Below are 22,755 nucleotides of genomic sequence, written 5' to 3' on the forward strand. Positions count from 1 at the left end.
TAATATTTTTGAAAAATGGCAGAACAGGCAGTTATAGTAAGCGGATGGCGCAAATGGCTGGAAGGCGTTGGCGAGCAGGGCGTATTCTTCGCCCGGTTTTTCCGGAACCTTTTTGCCGGTGGCTTCGAGTGGTCGGAGTTTGTGCGGCAATGTTACGAGATAGGTTACCGCAGCATGATGCTGGTGGGGATCACTTCATTTATTATGGGTTTGGTGCTGATCCTGCAGTTGCGGCCCACATTGGTATCGTTTGGGGCGGAGAGTATGTTGCCGCATACGCTTGCGGTTTCGGTGATCCGTGAGATAGGCCCGGTAATAACAGCTATCATTTGCGCCGGCAAAATAGCATCGAGCATTGGCGCCGAACTGGGCAGTATGAAGGTAACCGAACAAATAGACGCCATGGAGGTATCGGGCGCCAACCCGGTGCAATACCTGGTAGTAACCCGCATTTTGGCTACCTGCTTCATGATCCCGCTGCTGGCTATGATAGGCGATGCCATCAGCCTGTTTGGTGGCTACCTGGCGTTGAATTTTACCGATAGCATCAGCCTGTACCTGTATTTTAATAAATGTATAGCGGCGTTAGATTATACCGATTATCTGCCGGCACTCATTAAAACTTTCTTCTTCGGGTTTGCCATTGGTTTTGTGGGATGCTATAAAGGCTACCACAGCAACCGAGGTACCGAGAGTGTGGGTATAGCAGCAAACTCTGCGGTGGTTACCGCCTCATTATGGATATTTTTTCTGGACATGCTTGTGGTACAGATAACCACCATATTATTTTATAAATAGAATGGAAACCACTGAACATAAAGAACTTACAAAAAAGCCTGTCGAAAAGGATAAGCAGGAGGTGATTATCGAGATCAAAGGACTGAAAAAGTCATTTGGTAATAAGCAGGTATTAAAAAATATCAATCTGAGAGTTCATCGCGGCGAGAACGTGGTTGTGCTGGGGCGCTCCGGGCAGGGTAAATCAGTAACCATACAATGTATCGTTGGTTTGCTTACACCTGATGCCGGTATACTGAATGTATTGGGACAGGAAGTAGAAAAATTAAACGATAAAGAATTAAAAGAACTGCGTACTAAAATTGGTTTCCTCTTCCAGGGTGCGGCCTTGTATGATAGTATGACCGTGCGCGAGAACATGGAGTTTGCCCTGACACGTGTGTTAAAAATTACCGAGCAGGCCGAACTGGACAAAAAAGTGGAAGAGATATTGGAAAGCGTTGGCCTACCTGATGCTGCCGAAAAAATGCCATCAGATCTGTCAGGTGGGATGCGTAAGCGGATAGGTTTGGCACGTACGCTGATCGTTCAGCCTGAGATTATGTTGTATGATGAGCCAACTACGGGATTGGATCCCATCACCTCGCGAGAGATCAGTCAGTTGATACTGGAAATGCAGAAAAAATATAAAACAACATCGATCATTATTACCCACGATATGGAATGCGCCAAAATTACGGCCGACCGCGTGGTGATAATGGATGATGGTAAATACGTGGCAGAAGGCACGTTTGATGAGTTGCACAAGTCTGACGACAAATTTGTAAAATCTTATTTTATCTAAGCAAAACATGAAAACCACATCAGGTCAAAAAATAAAGATAGGCGGCTTTATTGTAGTAGGGCTGGTCATCCTGTTCCTGGGGATCTTCTTCATCGGGAACCAAAAAAGTATGTTTAGTTCCACATTTAACGTTTATGGCATTTTTAAAAATGTGAACGGTTTGCAGGTAGGTAACAATGTACGCTTCGCCGGTATAAACGTGGGTGTAGTTGATGGCATTGATATTGTTACAGACACAGCGGTGAAGGTTACCCTGACCCTGAACGAGGATGTAAAAAAGTTCATTAAAAAAGACGCGAAGATGAGTATAGGCAGCGATGGATTGATGGGCGATAAATTGGTTGTGATAGGCCCGGGGCAAAGCAGCACTGCTGTGAATGAAAATCAGCAACTGGCGGTTGTAAATCCGCTGGATATGGATAAGGTGATCAACAAACTAACCAAAATTGCCGATAATGCCGCGACCATTACCGAAGGACTTGGCGGCATTGTAAACAAAGTGAACAGCGGGCAGGGTAGCCTGGGCCGTTTATTGAACAGCGATAAAATGGCTAAGAACCTGGAAAGCACCGTGAGCCAGGCTAAAACCACAATGGCCAGTGTGCATAAAACCACAAAAACCCTGAACGAAGACCTGACCGCGGCGCAACACAACTTTTTGCTGAAGGGATTTTTCAATAAGAAGAAAAAAGCCGAGAAGGCCAGGCAGGATTCGATAAAAAAAGCGCAGGAAAAGACCCAGAAGGATGCCCAGAAAGGAGCAAAAGGCAATCAATAAGTTTTGAGCCGCTTACTTAATGGTTAACCGACTAAAAACGGGCGTAAAATCAACCGACTAAACAGTCGGTAATTTTACGCCCGTTTGCTGTTTTAATAGATAAAAATTTAAATTATAGATACATGTACTAATAAAAACATAACTATTCGATAATACAGCAATTTGATACTTCGGCCGATATTTGTTTTAAGCGATCATCAACCAAACCCTTGCGCCATTTCTCAATAGTTAAAAGGCCATCATCCCAGGCTTTTAATAAAAAAAGGATAGTTTTTGCCGCAAAAAATGGATAAAATAGCTGATACTCATATCATTTTTAATGATTATATTTATTGACCGATTAATCACTCTACTGTGTTAGATAAGCAGAAACAGATCCTTGATGCGGCCTTAGGGCTGTTTGTAGCACATGGTTTTCATGGTACGCCAACCAGCAAAATTGCCCAGGATGCGGGTGTGGCCAACGGCACCTTATTCCATTATTATAAAACCAAGGATGACCTGGTGGCAGGCCTTTATAATCATATAAAGGAAGAACTGGCAACAGCCATGTCGGCCATTATTCACGAGAGTGATTTTATTACGCCTAAGTTTCGCAACACCTTTACGCATACTTTGCACTGGGCACTGCAAAACCGGGATAAGTTTTATTATATCCAACAGTTTGAGCGCTCGCCCCACATGGCCAAGATCAGCAAGGAGGCTATCGAGCAGCAAAGTGTGGTCCTGTCAAAACTGATAGAAGAAGGGATTAAAAAGAAACTGCTGCAAACTCATCCGCGCGATCTGATCATCACCCTGTTCAACAGCCAGATCTTCGGCCTTTACCAATACCTCACCAGCGACGAATTTACCCCCGAGGAAGAACGCCGGATAATTACCGAAGGTTATGAAATGGTTTGGGAAATGCTGAAGTATAAATAAACAGGTGTTGGCTAAAATTTAGGATACTGATATTTCCAGCCGGACCTCGTTTTGCTCTACACCTAAAGGTAGTGCTTCAAACCCCGGAACAAAGTTAAATACACGGCCATTAGTGGTTGGTAATTTTAACAAGGGCTGATCGGAAGTTAATTTTACAATTCCACCCTCACGGTTAACTTGCAATGATTTGTTATTTCCGGCAACTGTTACCTTCTCCGTCGATTTGGCTATGACAGGTATAATGATCTTGATCAGGCTTTCGGCCTGCAACAGGTAATGCCTGAAGTGTATGCTGACCTTATCGGGAGTAAACTCATAATCAACTTCGCAATTTACCGGGCCGATGGACGGATCTTTCAGATCGCGGTCTACCAGCTTCGCCCGGGTTTTAATGGTGATCTTATCGCCCGATTCCTGCGTGGTTATCACCGCGTCGTGGTCGCTGATGTTCATATACAATTTATCATCCATACGCATTTCAATACGGGGCGTGAGCGACATGGCATGCAGGTCGGTTTCTACCTGCTGGTTGCCTGCTTCCACCATTTGGTATTCGTTCATACTGGCGCACAGGATGGGTCCGGTTTTTTTATGCCATAACATAGTAAGCGCGCCGCCGCTGGCATGGCCGTTGGGGGTATGTTTATAATCCCTGTCGTAACCGGTAACGGTGGCCCGGTAATCGCCTTTGGCAACCAGCCAGGTTTGGATATCGCTGAAACTTTTTAAGCCATAGGCCTTTTCGCGCGGTATCTCTACGCCCGAAAGATCGACTTTTTTAGGCTGATGCTCCAGTACGGTAATCAAAGCTTTAATATGTGTGAAGGTATGATGCACACAAACCGGCACCCCATGTGTGGCAAAATGCGGGCCACCCTGCAGCAAACCTTTTATAGTACTGCGCTGCATGAGTTGCGTATTTAAAAGGGCAGCTTTATAAAAACGCGCGTCGCGATCGGCCAGCAGGGCGTAGGCTGGCTGGCATCCGTCGGATGTGCGGCTGCCCCAATAGGTCCATTTGTAATTGCGGGTGCCCCAGCTGTTGTCCCAGCCGCCATCGGGCAGCATTAGCTCCATATGGGTTTGCAGAGAGCGGCTTACCTGCTGCAATACTTCCTCATCTTTTGTTAATAAACCATATTGGGCAAGCGATGGCAGTGATTCCTCCACATTATACCCCAGATCGACAGAAAAACAGCCTTTTTTACTGGCCTCGTAATAGGGGTCGCCTTCGCCTTTTAAAAAACCATCTTTAGGCGTAATGAAAGCCATGGCCTGGTGTGCCAGTTCACGGCCTTTGGTTTTAAATTTCGGTTCGTCGAGTACTTCGCCCAGCAGCGATAATCCGTACGATGCGGTTATCGGGTAATTGATATTACCGAAATTGATGTTAAAGGTATCGTAAATAAAATCGCTGGCTTTTTTTAACCGGGTCGATAATTCTGTTTTGAAGGCTGCATCCATCAGATCGGCGTGATGTTTCAATGCCTCGGCTAAGGCTATCGACATAAAAACCGTCGTCCCCTTCCACGATCCTTTTACCGATTCATTCAACCACGAGCCGTCGGGCTGACTTACGCGGCGTTCTATCCAACGGTAAAGCAGCATAGCCGCATCGGTATAGCGGCTATCCTTAGTTTGTGCCGCCATGTAAAAGAACGGGTAAATGGTATCGCCCACCCGGCCATGCACCGCCTTATCGGCAGGGCACCAGATGCCGCCGTAATCGTCGGCACGGCGCTTATCGGTTATTTGCATGGCCAACAGCGTTTCGGCCCATTGGCGCACCAACTGGCTGCTTAGCGCATACAAGTCTTGCGTATTTTGGTTTAAAGCCCAGGCATCGCTTAACTTAAAAGCACCGGCCAGCCCGGCGCCAACTATGGCTGATGTTTTAATAAAATGGCGGCGGCTTTGCTGATCATGCATACAGGCTGTAATTGGTTTAGTAAAATTAGCCGCTGCCGCGAATTAACCTTTTGGCTGTTTACCTATTTATTCTGCCTGTTATTCCGTAAGCTATGTTCAATTCCATGCCCCGGATGGGGGCTAACTGTTTATAGTTTGTATGGTAAGTGTTTGAGATGGCTCCGTAGGCGCCTCCTTACCAGTTGGCAAAGAATCTCAATGCTCCGGTAGGAGCAAAATGTTGGTAGCACTGGGTATGATCTGCTACAGCGTGCCGTCAGGTACGCTATGTTTTATTCCGTACCTAACGGCACGGGTATAATTAATACGCATTTTTCTACCAACATTTCACCCCGATGGGGTGCGTTTTGCTGCAAAACTTTCAACATCATTACACTAAGGCCGCAAAATTTTTACAGTTTTTATTTCTGCATTTTAAAAACCATAATAATACGGGTGGGTTTCTGTTTTAGTATTCTTTGCTTAACTTGAGCCAATAAAACCTTTAATGAAAATATATCACCTCGCGGCCGAATGTTACCCCATTGCCAAAGTTGGCGGACTGGCCGATGTTGTTGGCGCGTTACCAAAATACCAGGTTAAGGCCGGTTTGCAGGCTGCCGTGGCCCTGCCTTTTTATAACCGCAAGTGGGTGCAGGAAAATCAGTTTGATGTAGTCTTCCGCGCATCCAACCTGTTTGGCGGCAAACGTACCGAGTTTGAGATCTGGAAAGAACGTACCGATAAGCTGGGTTTTGAATTATATCTTATCCATATCCCCGGTTTGCTGGACCGTGAGAATATTTACAGCTACCCCGACGAAAACGAGCAGTTTATGGCTTACCAATTGGCTTTCCTTGATTGGATCAACTGGTCGCAACAATCGCCGGATATTATTCATTGTCATGACCACCATTCGGGACTGGTACCGTTCCTGCTGCAATATTCGGCGCCATACGCGCGCCTGGCCAATACGCCTACCGTGTTCACCATCCACAATGGCCAATACCACGGCGCCTTTAGCTGGACTAAAATAAAATACCTGCCCGAGATAGACATGAACTTTGCCGGCCTGCTTGATTGGGGCGGCGGTATTAACCCGCTGGCTTCGGCCGTAAGGTGCTGCTCGGCTTATACCACCGTATCGCCAAGCTATATGGATGAACTGAGCTGGCAATCGAACGGCCTGGAGCACCTGTTCCAGATGGAGCGCGCCCGCGGCGTTGGTATTGTTAACGGTATCGACTCGCAGGTTTGGGATCCGGAAACGGATACGATGATAGCCGGCAACTACTCGGTTAAAAACATCAACAAAAAAGAAGTAAATAAAGAAGCGTTGTGCAAACGCTTTAATTTGGACAGTAGCCTGCCGCTGATATCGTTCATTGGCCGTTTGGTTAACGATAAGGGCGCCGATCTGTTGGCATCAGCCATTAACCGCGCTATTAACGAACATCCCGGCAAGGTTAACTTCCTGGTGCTGGGTACCGGCGATCCGGATACCGAAGAGGCACTTATCGCGTTGGAACCACATCAGCCGGATAATTACCGCACCTTTATTGGTTATAACGAAGAACTTTCGCACCTGATCTACGCCGGATCTGATTTTCTGTTGATGCCATCGCGCGTGGAGCCATGTGGATTGAACCAGTTGTACTCGTTGCGTTACGGAACTGTACCTATGGTACACCGCACCGGCGGTTTGCGCGATACCGTAATTGATTTTGGCGACGAGGGCGGCTACGGTATCTGCTTCGAGCAAACCAATGTTGATGATATCTGCCACTCGGTAAACCGGGCGGTCGAGTTATATGCTGATCAATCGCACCTTAACTTGCTGCGCGCAAAAATGATGGGGCTCGACTTCTCGTGGGACAGATCGGCCAAAGAATATATAGACCTATACGAACGCTTAATAAACACCATATGACATCCAAAGTAATCAGCATTGTACTTGGCGGCGGCCAGGGATCGCGGCTATCACCCCTTACAGCCACCCGATCAAAACCCGCTGTACCTATAGGCGGTAAATACCGCCTGGTCGATATTCCTATCTCTAACTGCCTGCACTCGGGCATATCAAGGATATTTGTATTAACGCAGTTCAACTCGGCATCGCTAAATAAGCACATTAAGAATACCTACCACTTCAGTACTTTCAGTACCGCTTTTGTAGATATTCTGGCGGCCGAACAAACCCCTACCAGCGGTAACTGGTTCCAGGGCACGGCCGACGCGGTACGCCAAAGCCTGCACCACCTTTCGGTGCACGAGTTTGATTATGTGCTGATCCTATCGGGCGACCAGCTGTACCAGATGGATTTTGAAGAAATGATCAACCAGCACGTTGCTTTGAAAGCTGATATCTCTATTGCCAGTATCCCTGTGCATGTAAATGATGTCCCGGGCTTTGGTATCCTGAAAACTGACGATGAGAACAACATCACCTCGTTTATCGAAAAACCAAAAAGCGGTTTCGAGAATTGGGTATCGGAAGTAAGCGACGAGATGAAAGCGCAGGGCCGTATTTACCTGGCTTCGATGGGTATCTATATCTTCAACCGCCAGGTGCTGTACGATTTGCTGCAGGGTAACGACGCTACCGATTTCGGTAAGGAGATCATCCCGGCATCAATAAAAACCCACAAAGTGGTTAGCTTCCAGTATGAAGGTTATTGGACCGATATCGGTACTATCCCATCGTTTTTTGAAGCCAACCTTGGCCTTACCGATGATATACCAGAGTTTAACCTGTTTGGCAGCAAGCCGATATTTACCCGTGCGCGCATGCTGCCGCCATCAAAAATATCGGGCACGCACCTGGAAAAATCCATTATATCCGAAGGGTGCATTATTAACGCTAAGGAGATCACTCACTCGCTGGTGGGCATACGTACCCGCATTGGTTTTGATACCACGATAGAGAGCTGCTACATTATGGGCGAGGACGAATACCAAACCCTTACCCAGATAGAAGCATCGAAAGCCAATGGTACCCCGGTAATGGGTATAGGTGACCGCTGCCGGATCAAAAACGCCATTATTGATAAAAACTGCTGCATCGGCAACGATGTAATTATTAACTGTGGCGATAAACTTGCCGATGGCGATTACGGAACATATGCCGTTCAGGATGGTATAGTTGTGGTTAAAAAGCGTTCGGTGATACCCGATGGCACAGTGATATAACACCCCGATTTTTACTTTTAGTTAAAACAAAATACAAGGGTTACTGCTTATTCATAGGTTAATTGAATATTCAGTAACCCTTATTTATTTTGATTATGAAAAAAGTGTTTTGCATGATTGCCTTAGCGGCAATTACATTCAGCAGTGTTTACGCTGCCCCGGTAAATAACCCGGTCATGCAGCAGGATTCGGTTAAAAAGAAGGTAAAAGTGAAAGACGGCAAGAAGAAGGTGAAAATAAAAACCGATACCAGTAAGGTGAAGGAAAAAGTGAAGAAGGATACAAAAAAGCCACCGATGAAATAGTATCGGGGTTTATTCCGATCTATTAGTCATGCCGAACTTGTTTCGGCATCCCATTTACAAGGCGGCTATTCAGGTTCGCTCTTCTAATAGGATGCCGAAACAAGTTCGGCATGACGCTTTTATGAACGATACGTCTTGGCCCTAATTCACCACTTTCCCTGTAATATCCACATGCGTGCTGAACGGATTCAAATACTTATTAGCCAGCACCGCGAATTCGTACCGGGTGATGGGCCGCTTTAAATCGAACGCTTGCTTAAATTTATAAGTATCCTGCCATTGCTTTTGCAGGGTAAGCTGTAACGTTTTTGGCTCGGTAAGGGTATAATCGCTGATGTAGGATAGCATATCCGACACAGTAAACAACGCTCCGGGATGGTTTTTGCTGAACCAGATAAAGGCGCGGGTGAATGTTTCACGTAAAACAGGTTCCACATCGGCGGTGCTTACAGTACTATCAGGTTTAAATAACACCTGCATGCTTTTACCCTGTAATTGGTGTACTTGCTTCAGCATCCCGCTGCCAATTACCTGCTCTACCGATCGGAAGTATTTATCTGACGGACCAATATCAGCGAAAGGATAAAGGATGCCTTTATAATCCAGTATCTCGCCCTGGATGGTACGCACGGTAAGTGCGTCGAAGGATTTTGTTGTTTTATCAAAAAACACGCAGTAGGCGGCGGTTGCCCCGGCGGCCTGTCCAACCGTCATTTGTACCGAGGGGTAGAATGTACTGGCATTGGTGAGGTGCGTGGTCGACATGGCTTTTTCCGTTACGATCAGGTTCACCACATCCTTACTTACAATACTGCCCAGCGGAATGGTATAAGCCGGCAGCGGCGGATAATTGGTTTTCGGCGCGGCCGGATCGGCATAGTGCTGACCGAAGGCGGCATCGCCAACGGCTATGGAAGTACGGTATAATTTATTGGCATAGGGGTTGTAGATCTCGCCCAGCGTCATCCGGGTTTGTCCTTTATAACGGCGATACTCGCGGATGTAGGGGATATACGGCAAATGATCAGGCGAGCCAAATTCTTTGTCATCTATTCCGATGTTTTTAAAGCCCAGTTCGTTTTGAATATAAAAAACCAAACCCAAAGTTCGCTGGCGCATCGATTTGTAAAACTCTTCGCGCTTTTCGGGCGAAAGCTGATCTATGGTGGCACCATAGGTATTCTCGGTCCATTTGATCATGTATTTATTGTTGGGCAAACGGCCGGCCTCCAGCATTTTTTTAATGTCTTTTCCTTTCAGGCTCACGTATAAAGCTTCGTCATAACCTGCAGGCTTTTGCATCAGGTAGATGGTGTTTTTTTCAAACTCCTTCAGTACGGCTACCCAGGTTACATCCTCAATTATGGGCAGGGCCTGTTCCGGTGCTAATGCTTCACCTGTTTCCTTTTTATTGTCAAATCCGGTCCAGAAAGTTGCTCCGCTTTGCGCGGCGATATCGCCAAGTGGAGTCGCATCAACCAAAACCTTTGCCTTTACGGTTGCCGGTTTGCCATTTAGGGTTACAATTAGTTCCCAGCCGTTGCCGTCTTTTTTAACGGCAGTTACAGGCATATTCATTTTTACGGTGAGGTTCTTAACGGTATCGCACATTTTTTTTAGGATGGCAGCGCCGGTATAGGGTTCAAAGCGCAGGGCGGCATTGGCTGTGGTATCAAAGCCGGGGGTCCGCTTATAAAAATCGCGCACTTTTTTGCGGAACTCGCCCCATATACCCGATGGCAGGGTTTTGTTGGCATCCAGCACGCACATGCCGCCGGCGGTCATTTCGCCGCCCAGCCAGGAACCTTGTTCTATCAGCAGGGTTTTTATTTTACTACGCGAACTTTGTATGGCCGCAGCCACGCCGCTGGGTGTGCCGCCAACTACCAGTACATCTGTTTTTATGGTTTCGGCAAAGGCGCCCAAAACCGGGGTAAATAACAACAGCAGGAATAACTTTTTAAACATGTACATCAAATAAACTACAACAAAACGCTAATTTAGGGCAAGCATTATTTACATCATGAAAAATAATACCCTAAAGTACGCCACAATTTTTACAATCAGCGGTGCCAGCTTTGCATTGGGCGCATTTATCAGCAAAAAGGCCGAGCGTGTGCCCATTACAGCGGGGATGGTTCAGGAGGCATCAAAAATATTCAACATTGAGTATACCCAGGCCCAGGCCGATTCGACCCTGAATAACCTTAACCAGTGGAATATTTATTACGAGCGCTTTCGCCAGTTAAAAATGCCCAACAGCATAGTGCCCGCGCTTAACTTTAACCCCATACCGGTAGGTTTTGTTCAGCCTGATAAGACGAATGGTTTTGTACTGGCTAAATCGCCAAAAGTAACGCTGCCTGCCGATAAAAATCAGCTGGCCTTTTATACCATCCGCCAGTTAAGCGAACTGATCCGCACCAAACAGATCACATCGGTAGAATTAACGAAATTCTTTTTAGAACGCCTGAAAAAGTACGACCCCAAGCTGCTGTTCACCGTTAGCCTTACCGAAGAATACGCCCTTAAACAAGCCGCCAAGGCCGACGAGGAAATAAAAAGCGGCCATTACAAAGGCGTGCTGCATGGCATCCCTTACGGTGTAAAAGATCTACTTGCCCAGAAAGATTACAAAACCACTTTTGGCGCGGTACCCTACAAAGATCAAAAGCTGGATGTGGATGCTACCGTGATCACTAAACTGGATGCGGCAGGCGCTATACTTTGCGCCAAACTTACCTTGGGTGAACTGGCTCAGGGCGATGTTTGGTTTGGGGGAAAAACAAAAAATCCCTGGGATATCACCCGTGGTTCCAGCGGCTCTTCGGCCGGACCGGCATCCGCCGTTAGCGCGGGATGTTTGCCGTTTGCCATCGGGTCGGAAACGATGGGTTCTATCGTATCGCCATCTACCGAATGCGGCGATACGGGCTTGCGGCCATCGTTTGGGCGCGTGAGCAAATATGGCGCGATGGCTTTAAGCTGGAGCATGGACAAGCTTGGCCCCATTGCCCGCAGTGTAGAGGATGTGGCCATTGTGTTTAACGCCATACAAGGTACCGACCCTAACGACCTGAGCACCATCCCTGCCACATTTAATTACAATGGCAACGGGCAAAGCCTTAAAGGGTACAAAATAGGCTATGTAAAAGCCGACTTTGAACGCAAAGGCCAAAACCAGGCTACCGATTCGGCAACTTTAGCTAAGCTGCGCGAACTGGGTGCCGAGCTGATCCCGCTGGAATATCCTAAACTACCCATCAGCAGCATGGCTGTTATTTTAGATGCGGAAGCGGGCGCTGCCTTCCAGGAACTGGTGATTAACCACCAAACCGACGGCATGGTACTGCAAAACAAAAATGCCTGGCCAAACACTTTCCGTTCAGCACAGTTTATCCCGGCGGTAGAATATATACAAGCCAACCGCCTGCGCACCATGTTGATCCAGGCCTGGTATGAAAAGCTGAAAGGGCTCGACCTGTATGTTACCCCATCATTCGGCAACCTGAATTTAAATGTGACCAACCTTACCGGCAACCCGTGCGTGGTACTACCCAATGGCTACAATCCACGCGGCAGGCAACTGAGCATCACCTTTATGGGACAGCTTTTTGGCGAGGGTAAAATGCTGCAGGCCGCCGCCATCTACCAAAACGCTACCGATTTTCATACCAAACACCCATCCCTTAATTTTTAAATATGCTTACCGACGAACAAATGCGCTACCCCATCGGGAAATATCAGGCGCCCGAAAATATCACTAAAGAGATCATTACCGGCTGGATAGACCGCATCCGCGCCTTGCCCGGCAAAGTACGCTCTGCTACCGAAAGCTTGACTGATGCCCAACTGGATACCCCTTACCGTAACGGCGGCTGGATCATCCGCCAGGTGGTACACCATATCCCCGATAGCCACATGAATTCGCTGATGCGTTTTAAATGGGCCATGACTGAGGATAACCCCACCATAAAACCTTACGACGAAGCCGGCTTTGCCAAACTGGCCGATTATAAATTGCCGATAGCCTCATCACTTACTTTGCTGGATGGGATACACGAACACATGGTGGCCCTTTTTGAAAGCTTTACCGATGCCGACCTGGAGCGCACCTTCACCCACCCGGAATCGAAAGAGACAAATCCGCTGAAAAAGATCATTGGCTTATATGCCTGGCATGGTGACCATCATTTGGCACAGATAACGGAAACAGTTAAAAAGTTTTGATGATGTGCAAACAGCTTTGCCTTATCGCGGGCCTTCTTTTAATAGGCGCTATCGCCCACGCGCAATTATTGCAGCAGGATAATTGGTATTACTATAACCTTAACGGCAAGGTTAAGTCGTATACCGAAACGAACACGCCTCAGCCTATAAACGGCACCTCGTTTAAAAAGACCAAAAGAACGGTCTCTTTTACCCCCGGCGGCAATATAGCTAAACTGGAAACCTATGACGATGCCGGCAATGTGATAGCCATACGCGATTATGATTATAAAAACAAAGGCTATTCGTTCGTTATCAAAACCAAACAAAAAACAGGTTGGGTAAACAGCACGCCAAGAGTTTATACTTATAACGACCGGACGCATACGGAAGAAACCCGGGGCGGTAACGGGCCTGATATAAAAGGCTGGTATAATAACAGGGGCGAGACTGATTCGGCATACCTGTATACCGCATCGGGTAACCTGATCCAAAAGGTGCGGCACCGGTATGCAGGCGGTCACATCATCGCCACAAGTGTTTATTTGCCCAATGGTGCCCTGGCCGAACAATATGTTTTTCAGTTAGACAGTAACGGACGGAAAATGAAGGAGCAAAAGTACGATGGCAACAATAAATTAAAGACCACCATCAGCCACAAATACGATATGGCTGGTAACGAAACGCAATTTCGTGAAACAGAGAGCGGCACGCCCAATACCGGCGCACGCCTTTATACATATCACTACGATGGCAAGGGCAACTGGATATATCGCGAAGAGCGGAACCAGGCCAATAAACTGGTGAATATTACCGAACGGAAATTGGTTTATTATTGACCGAGACCGCGTTCAGACAATACACATGCTCATCCATCACCACGCCACCTTTAATAACCGAACGTGGAATAACCCCTATCTTACTAAACCCGGCCTTTTCCAGCACGCGCATGCTCGATGTGTTTTGGCTAAGCACATAAGCCAGTATGCAAATAGCATCTAATTGTGCGAAAGCATAATCGCACACTAATTTAACGGCTTCGGGCATAATACCTTTGCCCCAGTGGCTTTCGGCCAGCCAGTAACCGATCAGCGGGGTCTTGCGGTAAACATCGGCGCGAAGCTCTAAACCAACACCACCCACAACTTCATCATCAATAGTGATAGCAAAGTTTATCATTGGATCTTGCCCCTGCCAAAGCTGCACCCAGCCTTCGGCGGCCTCCATGGTATAGGGCGATGGAAAACGATCCAGCAGGAAGCGCGAGATATTGATATTATCGGCATTGCGTTGCAGCGATGCCGCGTCGCTTAGTTTCCAGCCGCGCAGGGTAAAACCGTTGCCTTGCAGTTCCATTTTGTAACAATAAAGTTTCTAAAAATTTAATATCCCCCAAAATGCTAAATTGCAATGATTAATCCCTTTTCATGAAAAAATTTTTTACCCTGCTGCTGGTTGGAGGATGCTGGTATTCGGCATCGGCCCAAAAACTGGACAAGTTAACTGTTGAGAACATTATGCGCGACCCTAAATGGATGGGCACCCAACCCACCAATGTTAGCTGGAGCGAAGACAGTAAAAAGATATACTTCACCTGGAACGCCGAAAATAAAGGTCGCGACGGGCAATATTGGATAACCCCCGAGGATATTAAGCCCAAACTGGTTACGCCCGAAGAGCGCCGCGCCACGGCACCGGTGGTGGGAAACTGGAACAGGAAACATACGCTACAACTGATAGAAAAGAACGGCGATATCTACATACTTGATGCTAAGACCAAAAAGGAAACGCAGCTAACATCAACCATGGACCGCGAAAGTAACGCAACTTTCAGCGCCGACGAGAGCAAAGTGTTTTACCTGAAAGGTGATAACTACTATGCCGTAACCCTAAACGGTGGATTGACCGCCCAGTTAAGCAATTTTGTGCGCGGCACATCGGGCTCTACATTGCCCTTAACCCCGACCGGGGGCCCTACTGGAGCAGGCGGTCGCCGTGGTGGACAAGGCGGCGGGCAAGGTGCCAGTGGCCGCGGTGGTGCGGCTCAACAGAGCGGTAACGAACAGGACCGCTGGTTACGCGCCCAGCAAATGGAATTGTTCGACGTGTTAAAAGAACGCGCTAGTGCCGACAGGCAAGGCGGCGCGGGTGGTGGCGGCGGCCGCCGTGGTGGTTTTGGCGGCGGCTTCGGCGGCGGCCAGGCTAAACGCATGACCGAACTAATGGTTGAAGATAAAACCCTGAGCGGCGTTACCGTTAGTCCGGATGGCCGTTACGTAACCTATCGCCTGATCAAACAACCAGCCGATGCGGGCAAGATCACCATTGTGCCTAATTATGTAACTACCAGCGGTTTCACCGAGGATATTATCAACCGCACCAAAGTAGGCGCGCCGCAATCAACATCTGAATCATTTGTGTACGATGCGCAGCGCGATACTATGTACAGAATCTCGCTTAAAGAAATACCCGGTATAAAAGACCTGCCCGATTATGTAAAGGATTACCCCAAACAACTGGAAGAGCGCAAAAAAGCCAACGAGGACCGCAAGGTAAGTATACAAGGTCCGTTCTGGAGCGAGGACGGTAAGAACGCTGTGGTAATTGTTAATGCGCAGGATTATAAAGACCGCTGGATCATGAAGCTAGATGCCGAGACCGGTAAACTTGGCCTGATAGACCGCCAGCGCGATGAGGCATGGATAGCTGGCCCCGGCATCAGTGGTTTTGGCGGCAGCACCGGCTGGCTGGATAATACCCACTTCTTTTTCCAAAGCGAGGGCAGCGGCTACTCGCATATTTATGTAGCTGATGTTACAGCAGGTACCAAAACACAACTGACCAGCGGCAAATGGGAAGTATCGGGCCTGCATTTATCTAACGATAAAAAGTCGTTCTACTTCCAGGCGAATATGGAGCACCCGGGCGTGAGCGATTACTACCGCATCCCGGTTACCGGCGGCACACCTGTTAAACTAACCAGCATGAAAGGCGGTAACGAAGTAGAAATGTCGCCCGATGAAAAGTGGCTGGCTATCCGCTATTCGTATACCAACAAGCCTTACGAGTTATACATACAGGCCAATAAACCCGGCGCTAAACCGGTACAGGTAACCAATTCGCAAACCGAAGAATTTAAATCGTACGATTGGCGCGCGCCAGAGATCTTCAGTTTTAAAAACCGTGGCGGAGCCGATATTTATGGCCGCGTTTACACACCAAAGAACCCGCTACCATCGCATCCGGCGGTAATATTTGTGCATGGTGCAGGTTACTTGCAGGATGTAATGTACAAATGGAGCACATCATATTTCCACGAGTATATGTTCAATAACATGCTGGCCGATAACGGTTATACCGTGTTAGAGATAGATTACACCGGCAGCGCGGGCTACGGCCGTGATATCCGTACGGGTATCTATCGCCACATGGGTGGTAAGGACCTTACCGACCATATCGACGCCGTAAAGCTGTTAGTTGAGAAATATGGCGTTAACCCTAAAAACGTGGGTATGTACGGCGGATCGTACGGTGGCTTTATGACGCTGATGGCGATGTTCACCGCGCCTGATACTTTCGCGGCGGGTGCGGCCCTGCGTTCGGTTACCGACTGGGCGCATTATAACCATGGCTACACCGCCAATATCCTGAACGAACCTTTCACTGATGAGAATGCCTACAAGATCAGTTCGCCCATCAATTTCGCATCAGGCCTTAAAGGCAAGCTGCTGATGTGCCATGGTATGGTTGATGATAACGTGAACTTCCAGGATATCGTTCGCCTTACGCAGCGCCTGATCGAACTGCATAAAGATAACTGGAGCCTGGCCCCATTCCCGGTAGAAAGCCACGGCTTTGTGGAACCCAGTAGTTGGACCGACGAGTACAAACGGATTTATGCTTTGTTTAACGAGAGTTTGAAGAATTAGGAATTCTATTTTGTCATTGCGAGGAGCAGCCGGGGAATAGCCTGGGGCGACGCGGCAATCTCGTCGCATGCATATCGGGTAAGCATAGCTACGAGATTGCCACGCTATCGCTCGCAATGACAATAAATTATAACAGAAATGGCGGGTTCAACATCGAACCCGCCATTCTTGTTTATGCCTTAGGCCGTATCCTTAAGCCCAGCATCGCGTTTAAAAAGCCGGTAATGAGAAAGGCCATCCCCGTCCATACAATAATGGTGGTATTGCCGAATATAGGATTGAACCAGATCATCCCGACAACGATCAGCACCAATATACCACCTATACCCACCCACCAGGCACCGCCCGGGTGTTTGCGGAAGGTTAACACGGTAATACCCTTAAACAGGAAGTAAAACCCTATCAATACACGCAATATCACCAAACTGGCCGCCAGGTGCGCCATCAGGATAATGCCTATTGCCAAATCGACCAGGCCGATGAATAAATGCCAACCCCGGTCGCGCTGACCGCCATCGCGGTAGGCGCGCAATAATTCGGCAATGCCGGTTAACAGGATGATCAACCCGAAAAGGAAACTCAGTGCCAGCAGCCCGCTCAATGGCGATGAGAACAGGTAAACGCTTACGGCTATAAATAATATCCCTCTTAGTACAAACACCCACCAAAGGCGCAAACCACGGCTTACTGTAATTTCCATAACGTGCTGTTTTTCTTATTGCAACCAGCAGATCGGGGAAATGGTTTTGGAAAGACGAGATTTAAAGGCTGCATAAAGAAAGAGCGGGGGTTGGTGCGATTTCCCTCCCATTGGGAGGGTGCAGGGAGGGGTTTCTACTATATCACATAGTGACTAAACCCCTCCCTGCCACTACACAGCTCCGATGCACCCCTCCCCAAGGAGGGAACTGTCCAATCATTGGCTATGTCTCTCAAGAAGGAGAAATAAACGATACAACCGGCTTTTTATCATAACGGTTTATGAGTTCGGCAATAACGAGATTGGGCACCCAGCTTAAAAAAGCGATGATAAGATAATTATATTCAAAATCAACCCCGTGGCCCAGCACATGGCAAAGCCAGATATAAAACCGCAGGTTGATGGCTGCAAAAGCCAGCGCGTAACTGCGGCGCATCATTTTTACGTGCGTATCTACATCGCGCTTACGGATCAGCAGCCAGGCCGAGAGCGTGAATGTTACCCAAAGCGTATTTTGCAGCAGGAACGATACAAACACCCCGGTACCACGATGGATAAACAAGGTCATTACATATGCTCCGGGCGATGCAAAGAATAATACCCCGAAAACATAAACCTTCCCCAGTAATTTATGCAGCTTGCGGTTGCGGTATACCCATGGCGCAAAGTTGAAGAAACCTGCCAGCAAGATCAAGCTGCTGCCCCAAATGTGGCAATAAAAGGCAGGCAGGTACCAGCCCGTTTTTACCGCGAATTGCTTTAACTGCAAAAAGCCCTCATCGCTTTTAAAATTGAAATATTGCAACGTGCTGATGCTCAATATAAACACCCAAAAAAAGGCGAAGCAGCGTAATATGAGGCGGGGGACATTCATCACATTATTTAGCCGCCAGTTTTTGCCCGCCCGTGCTCTTTAGTTTTTGGTTGATGAAGTTGATGTTGTATTTATCGATAACGGTAAGGGAGTCATCTACATTATCATGATATTTGTCATCCTGATCTTTATCCCACCCAAATACTTCGGCCCATTTTTTATCCTTAAATCGGTATTTGTATTCGGCATAGATCTCGTTCTTCATGTAGCGCAGCAGGTCGGGCGTTATATGATCGGTACTGCTTGGGTTTTTGTTGTTAGCGTCCGAAAACTCGTAGCACCCCTTCAAATAGCTGTCATCCATTTTAACATATTTAGTAAAACCGAATAAACGGTTATTTGGCAGGTCTTCCAGTTTATCGTTACGAATGACGAGGTAATGATATTCCGTGCCCTGGTCAACGGTTCTGTCATTATACATAGGCCTGTATATAGATGAGCCAATCGTTACTTCAAAAAGCGAATCGTTAATAGGCTTCAGGCTATTGACATTACATTTTCCGTTTATCGCACCATCGCCCTCCGATTCGTTCAGGTACGATAACAGATCATGCCCGTATACCCGGTTATTCTTTTTGTTGATCACCAACACATTATTATGTACATACAAATCACCGCGACCGCCGATATAATTATCCCTGATGGAATAAAATGCTGAGGCCAGCCAGCTGGCGTTATCCTCCTTGCCTTCAAACTGCAATTCGTACAAGGTGCTTACCTCCTCGTATTCGATGTTTTTGCGCAGTGGATTTTTAAATTCCTGAATCGGTGGTAACAGGGCCCAGTCGGTCATATATGATGGAGCGATATAAACACTACCATGATTTTCGCGCGAATTATGCTCCATCACATTTTGCATCACCTGCTCTGTTAATTTGGATGTGCGCCCGTAAGCCTGAATGCGCGGCAGGTAATCCGCAATTTTGATATTAGCATCGGCATCCGAAAGGCTGAATCCTTTTTTCCAGTGATAGTAATCATTGCCCTTGCGCACTATCGCCAGGTCCTCGTCATCGTTTAGTGGGTAAATCTGGTCGTAGGCTACCGGTAATGCCACCTCGCCGGTTAAATTATAAAAGCCGCGCTTATGGTCTTTTTCAACCTCAACCAGGTTAGGGAATGTAGCGCCAATGTTGTGGATCAGGTCAAAATCAACGGGGATAATTTCTTTCTGATCGGGCGATACCAACCCCATTTTAAAGTTGTGAGTAGTATCGCGACCCATACCGTTGTAAAAATCAAACTTACCCTTCACTACAAAAAACCATGTTTTACCATCCACGTGCTGAAACCAGGGGATACTATCGTACTTAGCTTTTAATTTATCCGCTACCTTAAATGCCGCCAGGGTTTGCGGGCTGTAGATATCGGCATCCTTTAAAGTTTTTCGGCGTACCAGGTTCTCGTAACCGATGTAATCGCCTAAAAAATCTTTGGCGTCCACATCCACAATCTTAAAGGTACTATTAGCTACCTCCTTTATTTTAAAGGTGAGGGTGGTGCTTTGCTCTTCAATGCTATCCCGGTGCAGTTTTATGGGGATGATCACTTTGGTCAGCTTTTCGTTAATAACAGTTGCATCATTGGCTTCCATATTCATGGTTACCGTAAAAATGGGCCTGCTGTTTTTAGATACCCCGGTTTGGTTACACAGCAGATTGATCAGTTGGCGAATGGCATCCTTTTTCTTGGGCATGGCAAAGTCCTGCATCAGGCTTTTGGTCTGCTTGTTTTGCACCTGCAGGTTAATGAGGTTTAAAAAGCTGTTCAGGGCTTCGTTATTGACCGAATGACGGTTGCAACGCGCAAAAAAAGCGGCGCAGCATAGCAATGCCGCGGCAAGGATAAGCATAGGTTTGGTTTTCATAGTACAGCTAAATTACGCTTTTGATGCTTGTTTGCAAACCCGTTTTAAAAGTTTACATGCCCGATAAGCTTGATTAAAAAGCACTTACAGATCTGCTTGTCTCATTGGTTTTATCTATGATGAATTGGGTAAATCTATTGGTTAGCCGGGGCCGAAAACCGTACCTTTGTATCAAATATTTATAACAAAACATCTATAATAATACCATTATGCTAACAATTGGAAACAAATTCCCTTCATTTTCTAAAACAGCAGTAGTAAGCCTTGAAAAAGGTAAAGAGTTCGAAACCATCACTTCTGATTATTTGGTGAATGATGATAACGTTTGGACCGTAATGTTCTGGTGGCCAAAAGATTTTACCTTTGTATGCCCTACCGAAATTGCTGAGTTCAACAAAAACTTTGGCGAATTCCGTGATCGTGAGGCCCGCCTGATCGGTGCTTCTACCGATTCTGAATTTGTGCACGCTGCCTGGAGAAGAGACCACGACGACCTGCGCGACCTGAAATTCCCGATGCTGGCCGATACTTCAAAATCATTAGCCGAAGACCTGGGTATTTTAGAGCCAAACGAAAAGATCGCTTACCGTGCTACCTTCATCGTCGACCCACAAGGCATTATCCGTTGGGTGAGTGTTAACGACCTGAGCGTTGGCCGTAACGTTAAAGAAGTTTTACGCGTACTGGACGGGTTACAAACCGACGAGCTTTGCCCTTGCAACTGGGAAAAAGGCCAGGAGACTTTAACTGTTTAAATTATTTAGCCGCGTGGCAATTTAAACACAAAGGGCACTAAGGTTTCACAAAGGTCACAGAGAAAAATCTTTGTGGCCTTTGTCTTTCTTATTAAAAACGATCAATAGCTTAGTGCACTTTGTGTTTTCTCTCTTTGTGCACTTTGTGGTTAAATAGCCACAACAACAACTAAAATCATGAACGAATCTACCGAGATCATAGGTGAGATATTAACCGCCATTGGCGTTGATACCGCATACCGTACCGAAAGCCTTACTCTACTGGAAAAAGGCGAATCTCGCTACCTGCGCGATCTGAAGCTGAATTTTACCAGCACGCTTACCTCAGAACACCTGAGCACTAAAGAGTGCGCGTTATTGGGCTTAAGCACTGCCGTAAATAATAACAATACCGTGCTTACCCAATTCTTCACTCGCCAGGCCGAGCAGGAAGGCGCTACAGCCGCCGATGTAGCCGAAGCTGCCGGCTGCGCATCCTTACTGGCAGCTAACAATGTATTCTACCGCTTCCGCCACTTTACACAGAAAGAAAAGTATACACAGATACCGGCCCGCATCCGCATGCAGTTGATGATGAAACCGGTTACCGGAAAAGAGTTTTTTGAACTGATGAGCCTGGCCATATCGGCCGTTAACGGCTGCGAGATGTGCGTGAACGCGCACGAAGATTCGCTGATCAAACTGGGTACTACCGAAGAACGTGTATTTGATGCCGTACGTATCGCATCGCTGGTAACAGCGATGGGGAAAGTGGTGTATTAAGTTCAGGCCTCTCATCCTCGTTTAACCACCGTGTCATTTCGAACGAACAGCGCGGAGGGTGTGTTGGGGGTGAGGAGAAATCTTATACGAGATGCTCATCGCACGTATAAGATTTCTCTTTCGCGCCTTTCTGCTCAGCCAACCCTTCGCTCTATCGAAATGACAAACTGTTGGGAGGGGTGCTTACGCATTCGCCAGCGCCCTGTCCAAATGCACATAGCCGCCATCAACATAAAGTATCTGCCCGGTCGTATGGCTTGATCGTTGCGAGAGCAGGAAAGCCGTGGTGTTGGCTATCTCTTCGGCTGTGGTCATGCGTTGCTCCAACGGTATGCGCGAGGTGATCTCTTTCAGCTTTTCTTCGGGGTTTGGCAATGTTTTTATCCAGCTTTCGTATTGTGGCGTCCAGCATTCGGCTACTACAATGGCGTTCACACGAATATCGTATTTCAGCAATTCTACTGCCCATTCCCGGGTCAAGGCATTACGCCCGCCGTTTGCCGCGGCATAGCCTGATGTATGCCCCTGCCCGGTCTCAGCGGTTTTTGATGAGATATTAACGATAGATCCTTTCGACACTTTTAGCGCAGGCAAGGCATAATGCACCATCAGGTAGTAGTGCACCAGGTTGTTATGCAGCGATGAGATAAAGCGGTCGTAATCACCATCTTCCAAGCCCACACCATCATTAAGCCCCGCGTTATTCACTACGCCTTCTATGCGGCCAAAGCGGGCCATTACCTCATCTATAGCTTTCTTGCATTCTTCAGGCTTTGAAAGTTCGGCCACTACCTGGATGGCTTGCCCGCCCAACGCGTTGATACTATCTACCAGCTTTTGGTTATCGGCCTGTTTGCGGCCCACCACAACGGGGATAGCCCCTTCTGATGCCAGCAGGCGACAAATACCCTCGCCAATTCCCTTAGCGCCGCCGGTAACCACAATCACTTTATCTTTTAACTGCAGATCCATA

At 47.4% G+C, this 22,755-nt stretch carries 20 protein-coding genes; 13 read left to right on the top strand and 7 right to left on the bottom strand.

Annotation, left to right across the window (positions count from 1 at the left end; translation table 11 throughout):
• Window positions 1-15: 15 nt before the first annotated feature.
• From HQ865_RS21705 to HQ865_RS21720, 4 genes are all read left to right on the top strand, one after another.
• The gene (locus tag HQ865_RS21705; protein WP_173416914.1) at window positions 16-798 is read left to right on the top strand and encodes an MlaE family ABC transporter permease; all 783 of its coding nucleotides are present in this window, start codon (window positions 16-18) and stop codon (window positions 796-798) included.
• Between the two features lies 1 nt (window position 799).
• On the top strand, window positions 800-1,582 hold the full coding sequence (locus HQ865_RS21710; RefSeq protein ID WP_173416915.1) for an ABC transporter ATP-binding protein: 783 nt from the start codon (window positions 800-802) through the stop codon (window positions 1,580-1,582).
• A gap of 7 nt (window positions 1,583-1,589) precedes the next feature.
• Window positions 1,590-2,360: an MlaD family protein gene (locus HQ865_RS21715; protein ID WP_173416916.1), complete on the top strand. Its 771-nt coding sequence runs from the start codon at window positions 1,590-1,592 to the stop codon at window positions 2,358-2,360.
• 354 nt (window positions 2,361-2,714) lie between these two features.
• Window positions 2,715-3,284, top strand: coding sequence for a TetR/AcrR family transcriptional regulator (locus tag HQ865_RS21720; RefSeq protein ID WP_202020415.1), 570 nt, complete (start codon window positions 2,715-2,717; stop codon window positions 3,282-3,284).
• A gap of 18 nt (window positions 3,285-3,302) precedes the next feature.
• Here the strand turns inward: HQ865_RS21720 and HQ865_RS21725 are convergent, their stop codons facing one another.
• Window positions 3,303-5,213: a twin-arginine translocation signal domain-containing protein gene (locus HQ865_RS21725; protein WP_173416917.1), complete on the bottom strand. Its 1,911-nt coding sequence runs from the start codon at window positions 5,211-5,213 to the stop codon at window positions 3,303-3,305.
• Window positions 5,214-5,700: 487 nt separating this feature from the next.
• Here HQ865_RS21725 and HQ865_RS21730 point away from each other — a divergent pair, with 487 nt between their 5' ends.
• The 3 genes from HQ865_RS21730 to HQ865_RS21740 all read left to right on the top strand — a co-directional run bounded on the left by HQ865_RS21730 (window position 5,701) and on the right by HQ865_RS21740 (window position 8,686).
• Window positions 5,701-7,122, top strand: coding sequence for a glycogen synthase (locus tag HQ865_RS21730; RefSeq protein WP_173416918.1), 1,422 nt, complete (start codon window positions 5,701-5,703; stop codon window positions 7,120-7,122).
• Window positions 7,119-8,381: a glucose-1-phosphate adenylyltransferase gene (locus HQ865_RS21735; RefSeq protein WP_173416919.1), complete on the top strand. Its 1,263-nt coding sequence runs from the start codon at window positions 7,119-7,121 to the stop codon at window positions 8,379-8,381. Before HQ865_RS21730 ends, HQ865_RS21735 begins: the two co-directional genes overlap by 4 nt.
• A 95-nt stretch (window positions 8,382-8,476) precedes the next feature.
• The gene (locus HQ865_RS21740) at window positions 8,477-8,686 is read left to right on the top strand and encodes a hypothetical protein (protein ID WP_173416920.1); all 210 of its coding nucleotides are present in this window, start codon (window positions 8,477-8,479) and stop codon (window positions 8,684-8,686) included.
• 141 nt (window positions 8,687-8,827) lie between these two features.
• Here HQ865_RS21740 and HQ865_RS21745 read toward each other — a convergent pair whose 3' ends face one another.
• On the bottom strand, window positions 8,828-10,654 hold the full coding sequence (locus HQ865_RS21745; RefSeq protein WP_173416921.1) for an FAD-dependent oxidoreductase: 1,827 nt from the start codon (window positions 10,652-10,654) through the stop codon (window positions 8,828-8,830).
• A gap of 55 nt (window positions 10,655-10,709) precedes the next feature.
• On the opposite strand from HQ865_RS21745, the gene HQ865_RS21750 reads away from it, so the two are divergent.
• From HQ865_RS21750 to HQ865_RS21760, 3 genes are read left to right on the top strand one after another with little or no spacing between them, the layout of a single operon-like run.
• Window positions 10,710-12,386, top strand: coding sequence for an amidase (locus tag HQ865_RS21750; RefSeq protein WP_173416922.1), 1,677 nt, complete (start codon window positions 10,710-10,712; stop codon window positions 12,384-12,386).
• Between the two features lie 2 nt (window positions 12,387-12,388).
• Entirely contained in the window at window positions 12,389-12,916 is a 528-nt protein-coding gene (locus HQ865_RS21755; RefSeq protein ID WP_173416923.1) for a YfiT family bacillithiol transferase, read from the top strand.
• Window positions 12,916-13,734: a hypothetical protein gene (locus HQ865_RS21760; RefSeq protein WP_173416924.1), complete on the top strand. Its 819-nt coding sequence runs from the start codon at window positions 12,916-12,918 to the stop codon at window positions 13,732-13,734. The genes HQ865_RS21755 and HQ865_RS21760 overlap by 1 nt, the downstream gene beginning before the upstream one ends.
• Here HQ865_RS21760 and HQ865_RS21765 read toward each other — a convergent pair.
• Window positions 13,706-14,251 (bottom strand): GNAT family N-acetyltransferase, encoded by a 546-nt coding sequence (locus HQ865_RS21765; protein WP_173416925.1) that lies wholly within the window; start codon window positions 14,249-14,251, stop codon window positions 13,706-13,708. The two genes, HQ865_RS21760 and HQ865_RS21765, sit on opposite strands and share 29 nt — an antisense overlap.
• Window positions 14,252-14,322: 71 nt before the next feature.
• On the opposite strand from HQ865_RS21765, the gene HQ865_RS21770 reads away from it, so the two are divergent.
• Window positions 14,323-16,824, top strand: coding sequence for a prolyl oligopeptidase family serine peptidase (locus HQ865_RS21770; RefSeq protein WP_173416926.1), 2,502 nt, complete (start codon window positions 14,323-14,325; stop codon window positions 16,822-16,824).
• A gap of 172 nt (window positions 16,825-16,996) precedes the next feature.
• Here HQ865_RS21770 and HQ865_RS21775 read toward each other — a convergent pair whose 3' ends face one another.
• The 3 genes from HQ865_RS21775 to HQ865_RS21785 form a co-directional block, all read right to left on the bottom strand.
• The gene (locus HQ865_RS21775; RefSeq protein WP_173416927.1) at window positions 16,997-17,524 is read right to left on the bottom strand and encodes an HdeD family acid-resistance protein; all 528 of its coding nucleotides are present in this window, start codon (window positions 17,522-17,524) and stop codon (window positions 16,997-16,999) included.
• Between the two features lie 232 nt (window positions 17,525-17,756).
• Window positions 17,757-18,398 carry a DUF2306 domain-containing protein gene (locus tag HQ865_RS21780; RefSeq protein WP_173416928.1) on the bottom strand — a complete coding sequence of 214 codons (642 nt, stop codon included), beginning with the start codon at window positions 18,396-18,398 and terminating at the stop codon, window positions 17,757-17,759.
• A 4-nt stretch (window positions 18,399-18,402) separates the two neighbouring features.
• The gene (locus tag HQ865_RS21785) at window positions 18,403-20,265 is read right to left on the bottom strand and encodes a WG repeat-containing protein (protein ID WP_173416929.1); all 1,863 of its coding nucleotides are present in this window, start codon (window positions 20,263-20,265) and stop codon (window positions 18,403-18,405) included.
• A gap of 209 nt (window positions 20,266-20,474) precedes the next feature.
• Here HQ865_RS21785 and HQ865_RS21790 point away from each other — a divergent pair, with 209 nt between their 5' ends.
• Together HQ865_RS21790 and HQ865_RS21795 are read left to right on the top strand one after the other, a co-directional pair.
• Complete coding sequence (locus HQ865_RS21790) at window positions 20,475-21,020, top strand: peroxiredoxin (protein ID WP_173416930.1); 546 nt, start codon at window positions 20,475-20,477, stop codon at window positions 21,018-21,020.
• A 177-nt stretch (window positions 21,021-21,197) separates the two neighbouring features.
• A complete protein-coding gene (locus HQ865_RS21795; protein ID WP_173416931.1) occupies window positions 21,198-21,782 on the top strand; it encodes a carboxymuconolactone decarboxylase family protein in 585 nt (194 codons plus the stop codon).
• Between the two features lie 183 nt (window positions 21,783-21,965).
• On the opposite strand, the gene HQ865_RS21800 is transcribed toward HQ865_RS21795, so the two are convergent.
• Window positions 21,966-22,754, bottom strand: a complete 789-nt coding sequence (locus tag HQ865_RS21800) for an L-fucose dehydrogenase (protein WP_173416932.1) — start codon at window positions 22,752-22,754, stop codon at window positions 21,966-21,968.
• Window position 22,755: the final 1 nt, after the last annotated feature.

Origin of the sequence: Mucilaginibacter mali (assembly GCF_013283875.1) — a bacterium.
Lineage (GTDB): Bacteria > Bacteroidota > Bacteroidia > Sphingobacteriales > Sphingobacteriaceae > Mucilaginibacter > Mucilaginibacter mali.